General features: G+C 65.1%; 12 protein-coding genes. 11 read left to right on the top strand and 1 reads right to left on the bottom strand.

From position 1 onward, the window contains the following. Positions 1-7: 7 nt before the first annotated feature. Positions 8-1,702, bottom strand: coding sequence for a lactate permease LctP family transporter (locus tag NRG74_RS08630; RefSeq protein WP_184290934.1), 1,695 nt, complete (start codon positions 1,700-1,702; stop codon positions 8-10). A 221-nt stretch (positions 1,703-1,923) separates the two neighbouring features. On the opposite strand from NRG74_RS08630, the gene NRG74_RS08625 reads away from it, so the two are divergent. The 11 genes from NRG74_RS08625 (at position 1,924) to NRG74_RS08570 (ending at position 15,526) form a co-directional block, all read left to right on the top strand. Beyond that, complete coding sequence (locus tag NRG74_RS08625; RefSeq protein WP_064307183.1) at positions 1,924-2,691, top strand: FCD domain-containing protein; 768 nt, start codon at positions 1,924-1,926, stop codon at positions 2,689-2,691. Positions 2,692-2,977: 286 nt separating this feature from the next. Next, positions 2,978-4,006, top strand: a complete 1,029-nt coding sequence (locus NRG74_RS24425) for a methyl-accepting chemotaxis protein (protein WP_437181185.1) — start codon at positions 2,978-2,980, stop codon at positions 4,004-4,006. Positions 4,007-4,017: 11 nt separating this feature from the next. Then, the gene (locus tag NRG74_RS08615) at positions 4,018-4,389 is read left to right on the top strand and encodes a response regulator (RefSeq protein ID WP_007162125.1); all 372 of its coding nucleotides are present in this window, start codon (positions 4,018-4,020) and stop codon (positions 4,387-4,389) included. 20 nt (positions 4,390-4,409) lie between these two features. Further along, complete coding sequence (locus NRG74_RS08610) at positions 4,410-4,715, top strand: STAS domain-containing protein (protein ID WP_257706288.1); 306 nt, start codon at positions 4,410-4,412, stop codon at positions 4,713-4,715. Further along, entirely contained in the window at positions 4,712-6,877 is a 2,166-nt protein-coding gene (locus tag NRG74_RS08605) for a chemotaxis protein CheA (protein WP_257706287.1), read from the top strand. Before NRG74_RS08610 ends, NRG74_RS08605 begins: the two co-directional genes overlap by 4 nt. A gap of 20 nt (positions 6,878-6,897) precedes the next feature. After that, positions 6,898-9,342: a methyl-accepting chemotaxis protein gene (locus tag NRG74_RS08600; RefSeq protein WP_257706286.1), complete on the top strand. Its 2,445-nt coding sequence runs from the start codon at positions 6,898-6,900 to the stop codon at positions 9,340-9,342. A 3-nt stretch (positions 9,343-9,345) separates the two neighbouring features. Next, positions 9,346-9,852, top strand: a complete 507-nt coding sequence (locus tag NRG74_RS08595; protein WP_017642755.1) for a chemotaxis protein CheW — start codon at positions 9,346-9,348, stop codon at positions 9,850-9,852. A 57-nt stretch (positions 9,853-9,909) separates the two neighbouring features. Continuing rightward, positions 9,910-12,213, top strand: a complete 2,304-nt coding sequence (locus NRG74_RS24600; protein WP_437181170.1) for a methyl-accepting chemotaxis protein — start codon at positions 9,910-9,912, stop codon at positions 12,211-12,213. A gap of 354 nt (positions 12,214-12,567) precedes the next feature. Then, entirely contained in the window at positions 12,568-14,229 is a 1,662-nt protein-coding gene (locus tag NRG74_RS08580; RefSeq protein ID WP_257706285.1) for a methyl-accepting chemotaxis protein, read from the top strand. After that, positions 14,229-14,711: a chemotaxis protein CheW gene (locus tag NRG74_RS08575; protein WP_257706284.1), complete on the top strand. Its 483-nt coding sequence runs from the start codon at positions 14,229-14,231 to the stop codon at positions 14,709-14,711. Before NRG74_RS08580 ends, NRG74_RS08575 begins: the two co-directional genes overlap by 1 nt. 2 nt (positions 14,712-14,713) lie before the next feature. Then, positions 14,714-15,526: a CheR family methyltransferase gene (locus tag NRG74_RS08570; protein ID WP_017642759.1), complete on the top strand. Its 813-nt coding sequence runs from the start codon at positions 14,714-14,716 to the stop codon at positions 15,524-15,526. Positions 15,527-15,534: the final 8 nt, after the last annotated feature.

The raw sequence follows: 15,534 nt of genomic DNA, 5'->3' as shown, positions 1-15,534 counted from the left end.
CGCGCTATCAGTGCACCAGCATCCCGGTGAACACATAGGCCTGCGCCAGGGTGATGAAGCCGACCAGGATGGCGAAGCCGATACTGTGGCGCACGGTGAAGCGGAACAGGTCGGACTCCTTGCCCACCATCCCGGTGGCAGCGCAAGCCACGGCGATGGACTGCGGCGAGATCATCTTGCCGGTCACGCCGCCGGAGCTGTTGGCGGCCACCAGCAGGGTGTCGGAAACGCCGATCTGGTGCGCGGTGGTCGCCTGCAGGGAGCCGAACAGGGCGTTGGAGGAGGTATCCGAACCGGTCAGGAATACCCCCAGCCAGCCCAACAGCGGCGAGAAGAAGGGGAACAGCGCGCCCGTGCCGGCAAGCAACAGGGCCAGGGTGGTGGACATGCCCGAATAGTTGACGACGAAGGCAAAGGCCAGCACCAGTCCGATGGACAGGATCGGCTTGCGCAGTTCCACCAGGGTTTCCTTGAACACACCCAGGGCGGTCGAGGGCTTGATGCGGAAGATGGCCATGGAGATCAAGGCGGAAATCAGGATGGCCGTGCCCGAGGCCGACAGCAGGTCGAGCTTGTAGACCGCCGGCATGGGCGTCGGGGTGGCCACGATCGGCAGTGTCTTGATCACCAGCTTGTCCAGATAGGGCACTGGGACGTTGATCACCAGAGCATAGAGGGCGCCGCCGGTGGCGAACAGTGCCTTGAAGGCCTTGGTGGTCCAGAGGGTGACGATCACGGTCAGGATCAGGAAGGGTGACCAGGCCTTGATCACGGTGCCCAGCGAATGCTCCGGTGGCAGGCGACCGCCTTGGCCGAAGCCTGCACCACCGCCTAGCGCAGCTGCGCCGCCGCCGCTCACCACGGTGTTGGCACCGGCAGTGGCCTGCTGCGGTTGGCTCAGTTTGAGGTAGCCGGTGAGGGCGATCATGGCAGCCAGAGACGAGGTGATGTCAGGCAGTTCTGGGCCGAGGAAGTTGGAGGTCAGGTACTGGACCACCGCGAAGGTGCCACCGCAGATCAGCGCCGGTTTCCAGGTTTCCCGCAGGCCACGCATGCCATCCATCATGAACATCAGCCACAGCGGTATCAGCAACGCCAACAGTGGCAGCTGGCGACCGGTCATGGCGCCGATCTTGAAGGCGTCGATGCCGGTCACCTGGCCGGCGACGATGGTCGGGATGCCCAGGGCGCCGAAGGCTACCGGCGCGGTGTTGGCGATCAGGCAGAGCCCGGCCGCCTTCAGCGGATTGTGGCCCAGGCCCACCAGCAGCGCAGCGGTGATGGCCACCGGCGCGCCGAAACCGGCCGCACCCTCCAGGAAGGCGCCAAAGCAGAAGCCGATCAGCAGCACCTGCAGGCGTTGATCGTCGGTGATCGACAGCACCGAGCTGCGGATGATGTCGAACTGGCCGCACTTGACCGTCAGCTTGTAGAGGAACACCGCCGTGACGATGATCCAGGCGATGGGCCAGAGGCCGTAGAGGAAACCGTAGCCGGCCGAGGCCAGCGCCTTGTCCACCGGCATGCGATAGACGAACAGGGCGATGAGCAGGGCGATCGCCAGGGTGATGGCGCCCGCCACATGGCCCTTGAGTCTCAGACCGGCGAGGGCAACGAAGAAGAACAGAATGGGCAAGGCGGCGACGAAGGCCGAAAGGCCCAGGCTGCCAAGGGGGAGATAGATCTGTTGCCAGGTTTCCATCGGGTGCTCCTTGATTGTTTTTGTAGGGAGGCGGCAGGACGGGGTTGCACAAGATCGCGACCTGTGGCAAAAATTGGTAAGACCAATTTACAAGTGCGACTTCACGCACGTTAAGCGGGGTCTTTGCCTCTGTCAAACCCCTTGATGTGCGACTTTCGTCGGCCCATCCCTTCCACCCGGCGGACGGCCGCTGCTGTCTGCGGCATTTTTCGAGGTTTTTCATGGGGTTCGAACCGGTCAAGCAACGTCGTCTGTCGGACGACATCGTCAAGAATCTCGAGGCGCTGATCGCCGAGGGTTCCCTGCGACCTGGCGAGCGCCTACCAGCCGAGCGGGTGCTGGCCGAGCGCTTCGGGGTGTCGCGACCGTCCCTGCGTGAGGCCATCCAGAAACTGGTAGCGCGGGGACTGCTGCTCAGCCGCCAGGGCGGCGGTACCTATGTCACCGAGGCGCTCAACAGTGCCTTCACCGATCCGCTGCTGCCGCTGTTGGAAAGCCGCGAGGAAACCCGGCGCGACCTGCTGGAATTTCGCCATACCCTGGAAAGCGCCTGCGCCTACTACGCTGCGCAACGGGCCACCGAGCCTGATCTGGCGCGACTGACCCTGGCCTGGGAACGACTGGAAGATTGCTATCGGCGGCGGGAGACCCTGGCTCGGGAAGAGGAGGGCGAGGCCGATGCGGCTTTTCACCTGGCCATCGCCGAGGCCAGCCACAACGCCGTCTACCTGCACAGCATTCGCAGCCTGTTCGAACTGCTGCGGCATCACATGGTGACCAATATCGGCGGCATGCAGGCGCAGCGTGGCGAAACCCGCGAGCGCTTGCTGGAACAGCACCGGACGCTCTACCAAGCCATTGTCGCGGGTGAAGCCGAACGCGCGCGCGAGGCAGCGAGCCTGCATCTGGGCTATGTACGAGAGGTTCTGGAAGAGGCGGGAGCCATGGCAGGCCGTCTAGCACGGGCCAAACGGCGCGACGAACTCTGAAAAAAGCTGGCGGAAAAACTTGTAGTGGCACTAAGCTATTACAATAAGTTATCCGTCCGTGGCTAAAGTTTAGCGTTCCAGAGCTGATAACCCGGTCACACCTTCCCGCCTTCGCTGGCGTCTAGACCGGTATCTTCCTGTGGAACACGCCCCTTCCTCGCCTTCGCTCGTCGACTTTACCTTCACCCCTGCATTGCTGGGTGCCTGTGGCACCGGCGCGATCCTGTACGCGGGCGGTGTCACTGCGACCACCCTGGCCCTGAGTGCCACCCAGGTGGTCCTGGCCATGGGCCTGGGCTTCTGGCAGCTGCGTCGCGCTCAGGCACGGCAGGTCGAGCGGTCTGCCGGTCAGGCCATCCAGCAGAGCCCGGTCAGCGGCCGGGACGAAGCTCTCGAAGCCCTCTGTGTAGCCGTGCTGCCAGTGTGGTCCGAGCAGATCGAAGCCGCGCGCGTCCATACCGAGCAGGAAATCGTCAGTCTGACCAGTCGCTTCGCCGAGCTGGCGGACCGTATCCACAGTGTCGCTGGCAACGATCACGGCAGTGGCGATCGCCTGGTCAGCCTGATGGCCAGCAGCCAGAACCAGTTGGACGGCATCCTGCAATCGCTGCGTGAGGCGCTGTCGAGCAAGGGCGCGTTGCTCACCGAGGTCAACGGCTTGGCCGGCCTGACCGAGCAACTCAAGAGCATGGCCAAGGACGTCGGCGACGTGGCCCGCCAGACCAACCTGCTGGCCCTCAACGCCGCCATCGAAGCCGCGCGTGCCGGTGAAGCCGGGCGCGGTTTCGCCGTGGTCGCCGACGAGGTCCGCAAGCTGTCCACGTTGTCCGGCGACACCGGGCAGAAGATCGGCGAAACCGTGGAAACGGTGAATGGCGCCATCGCCCGCACCCTGGAGCTGTCGCAACGCCACGCCGAGCGCGACACCGGCACCCTGAACCAGTCCGGCGAGACCATCGAACAGGTCATCGGTAGCTTTGGCGGCACCACCCGCGACGTGGTCGAGCGCAGCGATGCCCTGGCCGACAACGCCGCGGCCGTGGGCGGCGCCATCGCCGAGGTGCTGGTCGCCCTGCAGTTCCAGGATCGCGTCAGCCAGATGCTCGGCCACATCCGCGACGACCAGGCCCGCCTCGAGCGCCTGGTGATCGAGCGTCGCGCCCTGGCCGCCAGCGGCCAGCCGCTGCCGCCCCTCGACACCAAGGGCTGGCTCGCCGAGCTGGCCCGTACCTACACCATGGCCGAGCAGGTCGCCGTGCACCACGGCAAGCGACCGGCCGCCGCCGCTGCCGAATCCGATATCACCTTCTTCTAAGGAAAGCTGCCATGAGCAACAAGACCATTCTGATCGTCGACGACTCCATCTCCATCCGCCAGGTGGTGTCCATGACGCTGAAAAGCGCGGGCTACGACGTCATCGAGGGCTGTGACGGTCGCGATGCCCTGACCAAGCTGGACGGTCGCAAGGTGCACCTGATCATCAGCGACGTGAACATGCCCAACATGGACGGCATCACCTTCGTCACCGCGGCCAAGAAGCTGCCCGCTTACAAGTTCACTCCGGTGATCATGCTCACCACCGAATCCGACGCCGCCAAGAAGGCCGCCGGCCAGGCCGCTGGGGCCAAGGCCTGGATGGTCAAGCCGTTCCAGCCCGCACAGATGCTGGCAGCGGTTTCCAAGCTGATCATGCCCTGATAGCCCTGGAGGCTGCCCCCATGAACGATGTCGTTCGTACCCGCCTGCCCCTTACTGGGCCGCTGACCATCTACACCGCGGCCGACAGCAAGCCTTTGCTGATGGAACCCCTCACCGCCGGGATCACCGTGGCGCTGGAACTGGCCGAAGTCGATGAATTCGACTCCGCCGGTCTGCAGTTGCTGCTGCTGGCCCACCGGGAGGCGCAGCGTCTGGGCGGCAGCCTCGAACTGGTCGATCCCAGCCCCGCCGTCACCGAATTGCTGGAGCTGGCAGGTCTCGCCGACTTCTTTACCGCGGCTGCCGCGCAGGAGGTGGCCGCATGAACATGGACGAGATCCTCAAGACGTTCATCGCCGAGAGCGAGGAGCTGTTGCAGCAGATGGAGGCCGCCCTGCTGCAGATCGAGCAGGCGCCGGATGACGCCGAGCTGATCAACGCCATCTTTCGCGCCGCCCATACCATCAAGGGTTCGGCGGGGCTGTTCGGCCTGGACCATGTGGTGGCCTTCACCCATGTCGCCGAAAGCGTGCTCGATCGCATCCGCAGTGGTGAAATGGCGTTCGACGAGACGCTGTCGGCACTGTTCCTGGAGGTTTGCGATCACCTCAATGGCCTGATTGCCCGGGTGTCGTCCGGCAGCGAGCCGGAGGCCGACTTCCAGGCCGTGGGCGCCGCTCTGGTGCAGCGCCTGGAGCATTATCTGCAGCCGAGCGCCCAGGCGGCCCAGCCGACCGCCGTGGCGCGCGCCCTGGTGACACCGGTGGATGGCGTGGCCGCCGGCCACTGGCACCTGTCGCTGCGCTTCGGCCCGGACATGCTGCGCAATGGCATGGATCCGCTGGCCTTCGTGCGCTACCTCAATACCTTCGGCCGCATCGTCAACATCGTTACCCTGTTCGATGCCATTCCGACCGCCGCCGAGATGGATCCGGAAACCTGCTACCTGGGCTTCGAGGTCGCCTTCGACAGCGACGCCGACAAGGAAACCATCGAGGCGGCCTTCGAATTCGTCCGCGAAGACAGCCAGATCCGCATCCTGCCGCCGCACAGCCGCAGCAGCGACTATTGCCAGCTGATCGACGATCTGCCCGAGGAAGACCTGCGCCTGGGCGAAATCCTGGTGCGCTGCGGCACCCTGACCGCCACCGAGCTGGACGAGGTGCTGCGCCGCCAGGCCGATCCGGCGGTGCCGCGCAAGCCCATCGGCGAGGTCTTGGTCGAGGCCCAACTGGTCAATCCGCCGGTGGTGGACGCGGCCCTGAACAAGCAGCGCAGGATCAAGGAACAGCGGGCGCCAGCCAGCGAAGGCCAACTGATCCGTATCGACGCCACCAAGCTCGACCAGCTCATCGACCTCATTGGCGAACTCATCATCGCCGGTGCCGGCACCCAGCTGATCGCTCAGCAGAGCGGCCTGACCACCCTGGTGGAATCCACCGGGGTGCTGTCGCGCCTGGTCGAGGAGGTGCGGGATACCGCCCTGACCCTGCGCATGGTGCAGATCGGCACCACCTTTAACCGCTTCCAGCGCGTGGTGCGCGACGTCTCCAAGGAAATCGGCAAGGACATCGCCCTGCGCATCAGCGGCGGCGATACCGAGCTGGACAAGACCGTGGTGGAAAAGATCGGCGATCCGCTGACCCACCTGATCCGCAACGCCATGGACCATGGCATCGAATCCGCCGAATTGCGCCTGGCCCGCGGCAAGCCGGCCCAGGGCACCGTGGGCCTCAACGCCTATCACGAGTCGAGCAGCATCGTCATCGAAGTCACCGATGACGGTGGCGGTCTGTCGCGCGAGCGCATCCTGCGCAAGGCGACCGAGCGCGGCCTGATCAGCGAAGGCCAGGTGCTGGGCGACAAGGAGGTGTTCAACCTGATCTTCGAGCCGGGTTTCTCCACCGCCGAGCAGATCAGCAACCTGTCGGGTCGCGGCGTCGGCATGGACGTGGTGAAAAAGAACATCACCGCCCTGCGCGGCAGCGTCGACCTCACCAGCGAGGAGGGCCGGGGCACCACGGTAACGATCCGCCTGCCGCTGACCCTGGCGATCATCGACGGCTTCCTCATCGGCGTTGGCAAGGCCGCCTACGTGGTGCCCCTGGAAGCGGTGGAGGAGTGCATCGAATTGACCGAGGCGGCCAGCGTCCAGGCCAGCGGCAACGACTATCTCGACCTGCGCGGCGAGGTGCTGCCGGTGCTGCGCCTGCGCCAGCTGTTCGCCATCGAGGAAGCGCCGCCGCGGCGCCAGAACGTGGTGGTGGTGCGCTACGCCGGCCAGCGCGCCGGTCTGGTGGTCGATCAGCTGCTCGGTGAATTCCAGACCGTGATCAAGCCTCTCGGTCCGTTGTTCGACCACAACCGCAGCCTGGGCGGCTTCACCATCCTCGGCAGCGGCGCCGTGGCGCTGATCCTCAGCGTGCCCGGGTTGATCGGCGAGGCTTCGTCCACCACCGTCTCCGCCCACGCCGCCGTACCGGCCTGAGCGACAAGGAATAAGAATACATGACCGTTACCAAACGCATGTCCCTGCTGGTGCTCTCCGCGCTGCTGGGCATCATCCTGCTCGCGGGTATCGCCTACCAGCAGTTGAGCCAGGTGTACGACCGCGCCAATTACGGCAACGACAACACCGTACCGTCGATCCTGGGCATCGATGCCATCGATGCCCATTCGGCCGACATCATCACCGGCATCTACCGCCACCTGGCCGCGGACGGCGACGTCGCCACGCGCGAGGCCGAGAAGGAACTGACCGAGGCCCAGCAACTGACCGAAAAGGCGCTCAAGGACTATGAGCCGCTGATCTCCGACGAAGCCGATCGGCGCATGCTGCAGGACGATCGCCAGGCCATCGTGGCCCTGAACGATCTGGTGGCAACGGTGTTGCCTCTGTCGCGAGCGAGCCAGGACGAGGACGTCAAACGCATCCTCGGCGAGCAGCGCAAGGTGATCGACCATGTCGGCGATGCCCTCGATGCGCACCGCAGTTACAACCAGAAGCTCGGCAGCGAGCAGGCGCAGGTCGCCGGCCGTACCATGAGCCAGGCCACAGTCGTCTCCATCGGCATCGCACTCGCGACCCTGCTGGCCGTCGGCCTGCTCGGCTTCTTCATTACCCGCAACCTGCTGCGCCAACTGGGTGGCGAGCCGGCCGAGGTGGCCAAGGTCGCCAACCGCACGGCCGCAGGCGACCTGCCCGACGATCTGCAGCTGCGCGCTGGCGACGATTCCAGCCTGATGGCCGCCATGCAGCGCATGGTGCTGACCCTGCGCGGCCTGGTGCAGGAGATGACCACCATGGCCGCCGAGCATGATCGCGGCGAGACGGACGCGCGCCTGCCGCAAGAGCGATTCCAGGGGGCCTTCCGCAACGTCGCCGAAGGCGTCAATGCCATGGTCGCCGGTCACCTGGAGGATTCCCACAAGGCCATGGCCTGCGTGAAGAGCTTTGGCGAAGGCGATCTGGCGGCCGAGCTGGAACGTTTCCCCGGCAAGAAGGCGGTGATCAACGACAACCTCGAACAGGTGCGCGGCAACATCCAGCGCCTGGTCGCGGAAATGGTGCAGCTGTCCGAGGCCCATGATCGCGGCGCGACGGACGCCCGCATTCCGGTGGAGCGTTTCCAGGGTACCTTCCGCAACATGGCCGAAGGCGTCAATGCCATGGTCGCCGGGCACCTGGAGGATTCGCGCAAGGCCATGGCCTGTGTGAAGAGCTTTGGTGAAGGCGATCTTTCGGTGCCGCTGGAACGCTTCCCTGGGCAGAAGGCAGTGATCAACGACAACCTCGAGCAGGTCCGCGGCAACATCCAGCGCCTGGTCGAAGACGCCGCCCAGCTGAGCCAGGCGGCCATGGCCGGGCGCCTCGATAGCCGTGCCGACGCCAGTGCCCACCAGGGCGACTTCCGCCGTATCGTCGCCGGCATCAACGGCACCCTGGACGCCATCGTCGCCCCGGTCAACGAGGCCATGGGCGTGATGGCCGGTCTGGCCCAGGGTGACCTGAGCCGTACCGTCCAGGGCGCCTACCAGGGTCAGCTGCTGGAATTGAAGAATTCCATCAACGGCACCGTCGGCAAGCTGAACCAGATCATCGGCGACGTACGGCTGTCGGCCGATGCCCTGGCCAGTGCCTCGGAAGAGATCTCCGCCACCGCCCAGAGCATGAGCCAGGCCAGTACCGAACAGGCCGCTTCGGTCGAAGAGACCAGTGCCAGCGTCGAGCAGATGTCGGCCTCCATCGCCCAGAACACCGAGAATGCCCGGGTCACCGACGGCATGGCCGGCAAGGCCGCGCGAGAGGCGGGCGAGGGTGGTGAAGCGGTACGTGATACCACGGTGGCGATGAAGACCATCGCCGACAAGATCGGCATCGTCGACGCCATCGCCTACCAGACCAATCTGCTGGCGCTCAACGCGGCCATCGAAGCGGCCCGCGCCGGCGAGCACGGCAAGGGCTTCGCGGTGGTGGCGGCCGAGGTGCGCAAGCTGGCCGAACGCAGTCAGGTCGCGGCCCAGGAGATCGGCGACGTGGCCAAGAACAGCGTGGCCCTGGCCGAGCGTGCCGGCACCCTGCTGGACCAGATCGTGCCCTCCATCGGCAAGACCTCGGATCTGGTGCAGGAGATCGCTGCGGCCAGCGAAGAGCAGAGCAGCGGGGTAAGTCAGATCAACGGGGCTATGCTGCAGTTGAATCAGCTGACTCAGCAGAACGCCTCGGCCTCGGAAGAGTTGGCGGCCACTGCCGAGGAAATGAGCGGCCAGGCCGAGCAACTGCAGCAGCTGATGGGCTTCTTCCACACCGGTGAAGGCCGTGCGGTACAGGACCTGGAACGGGCCATGGAGCGGGCTCGGCCAGCCGCTCCGCGCAGTCCGCAAGTCGCCGTCCGCTCCCAGTCCGCCGCCGGTGGTCGCCTGCCGGAAGGCTACGTACGTTTCTCGGAGTAACCCATGAACGCCCTGACGATCTCCGATCTCGAGCAAGACACCCTGGGTCACCAGCACCTGACCTTTGTCGTGCAGGAAGAGACCTATGCGGTGGATACCCTGGCCGTGCGCGAGATTCTCGAATTCGGCCAGCTCACCCAGGTTCCGCGGATGCCGGCGTGCATCCGCGGCGTCATCAACCTGCGCGGGGCGGTGGTGCCGGTGATCGATCTGGAGGCACGCTTCGGCGGTAGTCCGACCCAGGTCGGGCCACGGACCTGTGTCGTCATCCTGGAGGTGCCCACGGGCGATGACCTGCAGGTGCTTGGCGTGGTCGTCGATGCGGTCAGCGAGGTGCTGGAGATCGCCCCCGGCGACATCCGCCCGGCGCCCAGCTTCGGTAGTCGCCTGCGCCCGGACTTCATCGCCGGCATGGTCAAGTCGGGCAGCGGCTTCGTCGTCGTCCTCGATGTCCCGCGGGTGCTGGATATCGAAGAACTGGCCGGCCTGGCCGCGCGTAGTACCAGCTGAGCGCCGCTGGATCCCTGATGCAAAGACTCAGAAAAGACAGGAAAAAGGAAGCGCAACATGCAGTTGATGTTCTCGCTACGGACTCGAGTGGTGTGGTCGGTACTGAGCATGGCCGTAGCCCTGCTTCTGGTAGTGGGGGCGGCCTGTTATCAGCTGAAAGCTTTGGGTGGTCCAGGTGTCGGTTCGGCCCAGTGGCTGGTGGGCGTGCTGGGCCTGGCTGCCCTGGGCGTAGTGGTCCTCGGTGGCGGGTTCATCATACGCACCTTGCAGCGTCAGCTTGGCGCCGATCCGCGGGTTGCCGCCCAGGTGGTGGCGCAGCTCGCGCGTGGTGAGTTTCCACGCCAGTTGCCGTTGCGCGAAGGGGATACCCAGAGCCTGTTGGCGCAACTGGCCGGGCTGGTGGCGACCTTGCGCGAAGTGGATGCCGAGTGGGGACGCATCAATACGGAGCAGGCGCGAGGTCAGCTCGACGGTCGCTCCAATGCCAGGGCGTTTCCGGGTTGCTATCGCGACTGGTTGGAGCAGTACGCTGGCACGCTGCAACTGCAGCAGGACGAGCAAAGACGTGCCATGGCCTGCGTCAGCGCGATCGCCGCTGGCGATTTCACGGCGAAGCTCGATCCCTATCCCGGGCAGAAGGGCTTCATCAACGCCAGTGTCGAGGAACTGCGCGGCAGTCTGCAGACCCTGCAGGGCGAATTGCAGCGGATGTCCCACGAGCATGCCATCGGCGATATCGAGGTCTGCATCGAAGCCCAGGGCCTGCAGGGCGCCTTTGCCGAGATGGCCAGCGGTATCAACGCGCTGGTCGACAGTCACATCCAGGTCAAGAAGAAGGCCATGGCCTGCGTCAAGGCCTTTGGCGAGGGCGACCTGACGGCGCCGCTGGAGGCCTTCCCGGGCAAGAAAGCCTTCATCAACGCCCACATCGAGCAGCTGCGGGGCAATCTGCAGGGATTGATGGCGGAGATGCAGCGGATGTCCCGGGAGCATGATGCCGGCGACATCGACGTCAGTATCGACGCCGAACGCTTCCAGGGCTCCTATCGCGAAATCGCCGCTGGCATCAATGCCATGGTCGCCGGTCATATCGCGGTGAAGAAGAAGGCCATGGCCTGCATCAAGGCCTTCGGCGAAGGCGATCTCTCGGCGCCGCTGGAGCGCTTCCCCGGCAAGAAGGCCTTCATCAACGACAACGTCGAACAGGTTCGGATCAATATCCAGCGTCTGATCGATGACGCCCAACACCTCAGCGAGGCGGCCATGGCCGGTCACCTCGATACGCGCGCCGATGTCAGCCTGCATCAGGGCGATTTCCGTCGAATCGTCGCTGGCATCAACGGTACCTTGGACGCCATTGTCGCCCCAGTGAACGAGGCCATGGGCGTGATGGCCAGGCTAGCGGAGGGGGATCTGAGTCGTACCGTTCAGGGCGACTACCAGGGCCAGTTGCTGGAGCTGAAGAATTCCATCAACGGCACCGTCGACAAGCTCAACCAGATCATCGGAGAGGTGCGGTTGTCGGCCGATGCCCTGGCGAGTGCCTCGGAGGAGATCTCCGCCACCGCTCAGAGCATGAGCCAGGCCAGCACCGAGCAGGCGGCATCCGTGGAAGAAGCCAGTGCCAGCATCGAAGAGATGTCGGCGTCCATCGCGCAGAATTCGGAAAATGCGAAGGTTACCGACGGCATGGCCGGTAAGGCGGCCCAGGAGGCGCAAGAGGGTGGTGCTGCGGTCCGTGATACCACCGTGGCGATGAAGACTATCGCCGACCGGATCGGTATTGTCGACGACATCGCCTACCAGACCAATCTGCTGGCGCTCAACGCGGCCATCGAGGCGGCGCGGGCCGGGGAGCACGGTCGTGGCTTCGCGGTGGTGGCCGCCGAGGTGCGCAAGTTGGCCGAGCGCAGCCAGGTGGCGGCCCAGGAAATCGGTGCCGTGGCCAAGAATAGCGTGGCTCTGGCTGAACGCGCCGGCACCCTGCTGGACCAGATCGTCCCTTCCATCACCAAGACCTCGAGCCTGGTACAGGAGATCGCCGCGGCCAGCGACGAGCAGAGCGGCGGGGCAGGGCAGATCAACGCCGCCATGCTGCAACTCAATCAGATCACCCAGCAGAATGCCTCGGCATCGGAAGAGCTGGCGGCCACGGCCGAAGAGATGAGCGGCCAGGCCGAACAGTTGCAACGACTCATGGACTTCTTCCATACCGGAAAGGGGCGCGCCATGCGCGATCTGGATCGCGCGCTGGAACATGCCCGACCGTCGTTGCCGAGGTCCCATCATCCGCTAGCGTCCGGTCGTGGCGAGACGGCGAACGCTCGCTTTCCAGAAGGTTTCACACGCTTCGGTGAATAGCGCCTAGGCGCCATGCCGTGGCCTGGCTGAACAGCCATCGGCTGGCGCCGCTGCGCCGGCTGATGCGCCCCTTGGCGGTAATGCCACCGATTGATCGGCTGGCTAGGTCGCCGTGCTAACCGAATGGACGGCTGCGGACCAAGGGTAACGCTTCGTTTCCTTGTGGAAAGGAAGTGGCACACACGCCAGCCAGGCTAGGCCTTGGTATTGCTGAGTCGCGCTGCAAAGGCCCTGTCGAGCAACGGATGAGGCGCATTCCAGAGCGGACACGCGGTAAGTGCTAGATAGCAGAACGGTTAAAGAAGGCCAGGGCTAGGCCGAAGAACTAGGCAGTAACCATTAGGAAGTCATTCCATGCTGAACAAGATGCGTGTTTCGACCAAATTGATGCTGGGCTTCGGCGCCGCCATCCTCATGCTGCTGCTGACCATCGGCGTGGCGCTGCTGAACATGGGGACGATGAGGGACGCCGCTGACTCCATGTCGCAGTATCGCTTTCCCATGACGGTGCAGGCCAACACCCTGGCCCGCAACACCCTGGATTCCGGCCGCCAGATGCGTAACCTGCTGCTGCAGGACGGCGCTGACCAGCGTGCCAAGACCCTCGACGAGATCAAGCGCATTCGGGGCGAGAACGGCGACATCCTCACCGACCTGGGCAAGAAGATCCAGAGCGACGAAGGCAAGCAGAAGCTCAAGGCCGTGCTGGAAAGCCGCCAGCGCCTGCAGGACAAGTACAGCGAATTCTTCCGCCTGCTGGACGTCGACCATGGGCAGGCGCGTGACTATCTGCTCAACGTCTTCGCCCCCAACAACAACGAGCTGGTCACCGCGGTCAATCAGCTCAATGACCTCCAGGCCCAGCGCATGATCGAGTCCGGCGAAGCCGCGACCGGCGCCTATGTGGACGCCCGCAACCTGATGATCGTCCTGGGTGCCGTGGCGCTGCTGATGTCGGTCGCCATGGGCTACCTGATCGCCCGCAGCCTCATCCGCCAGCTGGGCGGCGAGCCGGCCTATGCCGCCGATGTGGTCAGTCGGGTCGCCCGCGGCGATCTGAGCGTCGTGGTGGAGACCCGCGAGGGCGATACCACCAGCATGCTGGCGGCCATCCGCGGCATGACCGAACGCCTCGGGCAGATCATCGGCGAGGTACGCGGCAACGCCGATTCCCTGGCCAGTGCCTCGGAAGAGGTCTCGGCCACCGCCCAGAGCATGAGCCAGGCCAGTACCGAGCAGGCTGCCTCGGTCGAGGAGACCAGCGCCAGCATCGAGCAGATGTCGGCCTCCATCGCCCAGAACACCGAGAACGCCCGGGTCACCGACGGCATGGCCGGCAAGGCCGCGCGGGAAGCGGGCGAGGGTGGCGAGGCGGTACGCGATACCCTGGTGGCGATGAAGACCATCGCCGACAAGATCGGCATCGTCGACGCCATCGCCTACCAGACCAACCTGCTGGCGCTCAACGCCGCCATCGAAGCGGCCCGCGCCGGCGAGCACGGCAAGGGCTTCGCGGTGGTGGCGGCCGAGGTACGCAAGCTGGCCGAACGCAGCCAGGTCGCGGCCCAGGAAATCGGTGAGGTCGCCAAGAACAGCGTGGCCCTGGCCGAGCGCGCCGGCACCCTGCTCAGCGAGATGGTCCCCTCGATCAACAAGACCTCGGATCTGGTGCAGGAGATCACCGCTGCTTCCGAAGAGCAGAGCGCCGGGGTCGATCAGATCAACAGCGCCATGCTGCAACTGAGCCAGCTCACCCAGCAGAACGCCTCGGCGTCGGAAGAGCTGGCGGCCACCTCAGAGGAGATGAGCGGCCAGGCCGAGCAACTGCAGCAACTGATGGAATTCTTCACCCTGGGCAATGCCCTGCCGGGCGTCAACGCGGGCCTGTCCCCGAATACCGGCTCGAGCCAGGGCAAGGCCAAGCGCAAGGCATCCGCCTTCCGCTCCGCGCCCGTGACCGTTGCCACCCGGGGCAAGGCCCCGGTCGGCTTCGCCCATTTCGAGGAGAGTGTCTGATGAGTAGTACAGATCTGCCCCGGCAGTTTCTTACCTTCCAGCTGGGCGGTGACATGTACGCGGTGGGTACCGGCTGCGTGCGCGAGATCATCGAGTATGGCGCGGTGACCAGCGTACCCATGCTACCGCCATCGATCCGTGGGGTGATCAACCTGCGCGGCGCCGCGGTACCGGTGATGGACCTCGGCGTGCGTTTTCATGGCCGGCCCACAGAGGTGACCCGGCGCAGCTGCATCGTGGTGCTGGAGGTGCAGGGCGGGCAGCGCACCCAGGTGCTGGGGGTGGTGGTGGATGCCGTCAGCGAGGTACTGGAAATCGGCGCGGATGCCATCGAGCCGGCGCCGGATTTCGGCGCCCGGGTGCGCACCGATTTCATCCTCGGCATGGCCAAGCAGGGCGACGGCTTCGTCATCCTGCTCAACATCGAGCGCGTGCTCGGTGAGGACGACTACCAGCAGCTCGCTGCCATTCCGGCTGCCTGAGCATGAGCGTGTCCGAGGCCCTCGCGCTCACCGATGCCGAGTTCCAGCAATTCCGCTCCCTGATCTTCAAGGTCGCGGGCATCAGCATGTCCGATGCCAAGAAGCCGCTGGTGGGCGGACGGCTGGCCAAGCGCATCCGCCTGCGCCAGCTGCCCAGCTACGGCGCCTACTTCCGCCTGATCCAGCAGGATCGGGGGGAGTTCCAGATGGCGGTGGATCTGCTCACCACCAACGAGACCTATTTCTTCCGCGAGCCCAAGCACTTCGACTTCCTGCGCACCCAGGTGCTGCCGAATTGGAAGGGCAGCCAGCCGTTTCGCCTGTGGAGCGGCGCCTGTTCCTCCGGCGAAGAGCCCTACACCCTGGCCATGACCCTGGCCGAGGGCCTCGGCGAGAAGCCCTGGGAGATGCTCGCCTCCGATCTCAGCACCCGGGTGCTGGAAAAGGCGCGCCTCGGGCAGTACCCGCTGGAGGAGGCCGAAGGCATTCCCGCAGCCCTGCTGCGGCGGTACTGCTTCAAGGGCGTGGGTAACAACGCCGGCATCTTCCTGGTCGATCCGGCACTGGCGGCGCGCATCTCCTTCATGCAGATCAACCTCAATACCCGGTTGCCGGAGGTGGGCAAATTCGACGTCATCTTTCTGCGTAACGTGATGATCTATTTCGATCTGCCCACCAAGCGCCAGGTCGTCGAACGGCTGGTCCGCCATCTGCGTCCGGGTGGCTATTTCTTCATCAGCCATTCGGAAACCCTCAATGGCGTGACCGAGGCCTTGCGCATGGTGTCGCCTTCCATCTATCAGCGGCCGATCTGAGCACCGTG

This window comes from Pseudomonas oryzihabitans (assembly GCF_024652905.1).
In the GTDB taxonomy this organism is placed as follows: Bacteria; Pseudomonadota; Gammaproteobacteria; order Pseudomonadales; family Pseudomonadaceae; genus Chryseomonas; species Chryseomonas benzopyrenica.
This window is presented reverse-complemented; position numbering and strand designations above follow the sequence as displayed.

Bases quoted from the DNA above. Each gene is read 5' to 3' on its own strand.
- NRG74_RS08630 (WP_184290934.1), bottom strand. From the start codon at position 1,702: ATGGAAACCTGGCAACAGATCTATCTCCCCCTTGGCAGCCTGGGCCTT.
- NRG74_RS08625 (WP_064307183.1), top strand. From the start codon at position 1,924: ATGGGGTTCGAACCGGTCAAGCAACGTCGTCTGTCGGACGACATCGTC.
- NRG74_RS24425 (WP_437181185.1), top strand. From the start codon at position 2,978: ATGGGCCTGGGCTTCTGGCAGCTGCGTCGCGCTCAGGCACGGCAGGTC.
- NRG74_RS08615 (WP_007162125.1), top strand. From the start codon at position 4,018: ATGAGCAACAAGACCATTCTGATCGTCGACGACTCCATCTCCATCCGC.
- NRG74_RS08610 (WP_257706288.1), top strand. From the start codon at position 4,410: ATGAACGATGTCGTTCGTACCCGCCTGCCCCTTACTGGGCCGCTGACC.
- NRG74_RS08605 (WP_257706287.1), top strand. From the start codon at position 4,712: ATGAACATGGACGAGATCCTCAAGACGTTCATCGCCGAGAGCGAGGAG.
- NRG74_RS08600 (WP_257706286.1), top strand. From the start codon at position 6,898: ATGACCGTTACCAAACGCATGTCCCTGCTGGTGCTCTCCGCGCTGCTG.
- NRG74_RS08595 (WP_017642755.1), top strand. From the start codon at position 9,346: ATGAACGCCCTGACGATCTCCGATCTCGAGCAAGACACCCTGGGTCAC.
- NRG74_RS24600 (WP_437181170.1), top strand. From the start codon at position 9,910: ATGCAGTTGATGTTCTCGCTACGGACTCGAGTGGTGTGGTCGGTACTG.
- NRG74_RS08580 (WP_257706285.1), top strand. From the start codon at position 12,568: ATGCTGAACAAGATGCGTGTTTCGACCAAATTGATGCTGGGCTTCGGC.
- NRG74_RS08575 (WP_257706284.1), top strand. From the start codon at position 14,229: ATGAGTAGTACAGATCTGCCCCGGCAGTTTCTTACCTTCCAGCTGGGC.
- NRG74_RS08570 (WP_017642759.1), top strand. From the start codon at position 14,714: ATGAGCGTGTCCGAGGCCCTCGCGCTCACCGATGCCGAGTTCCAGCAA.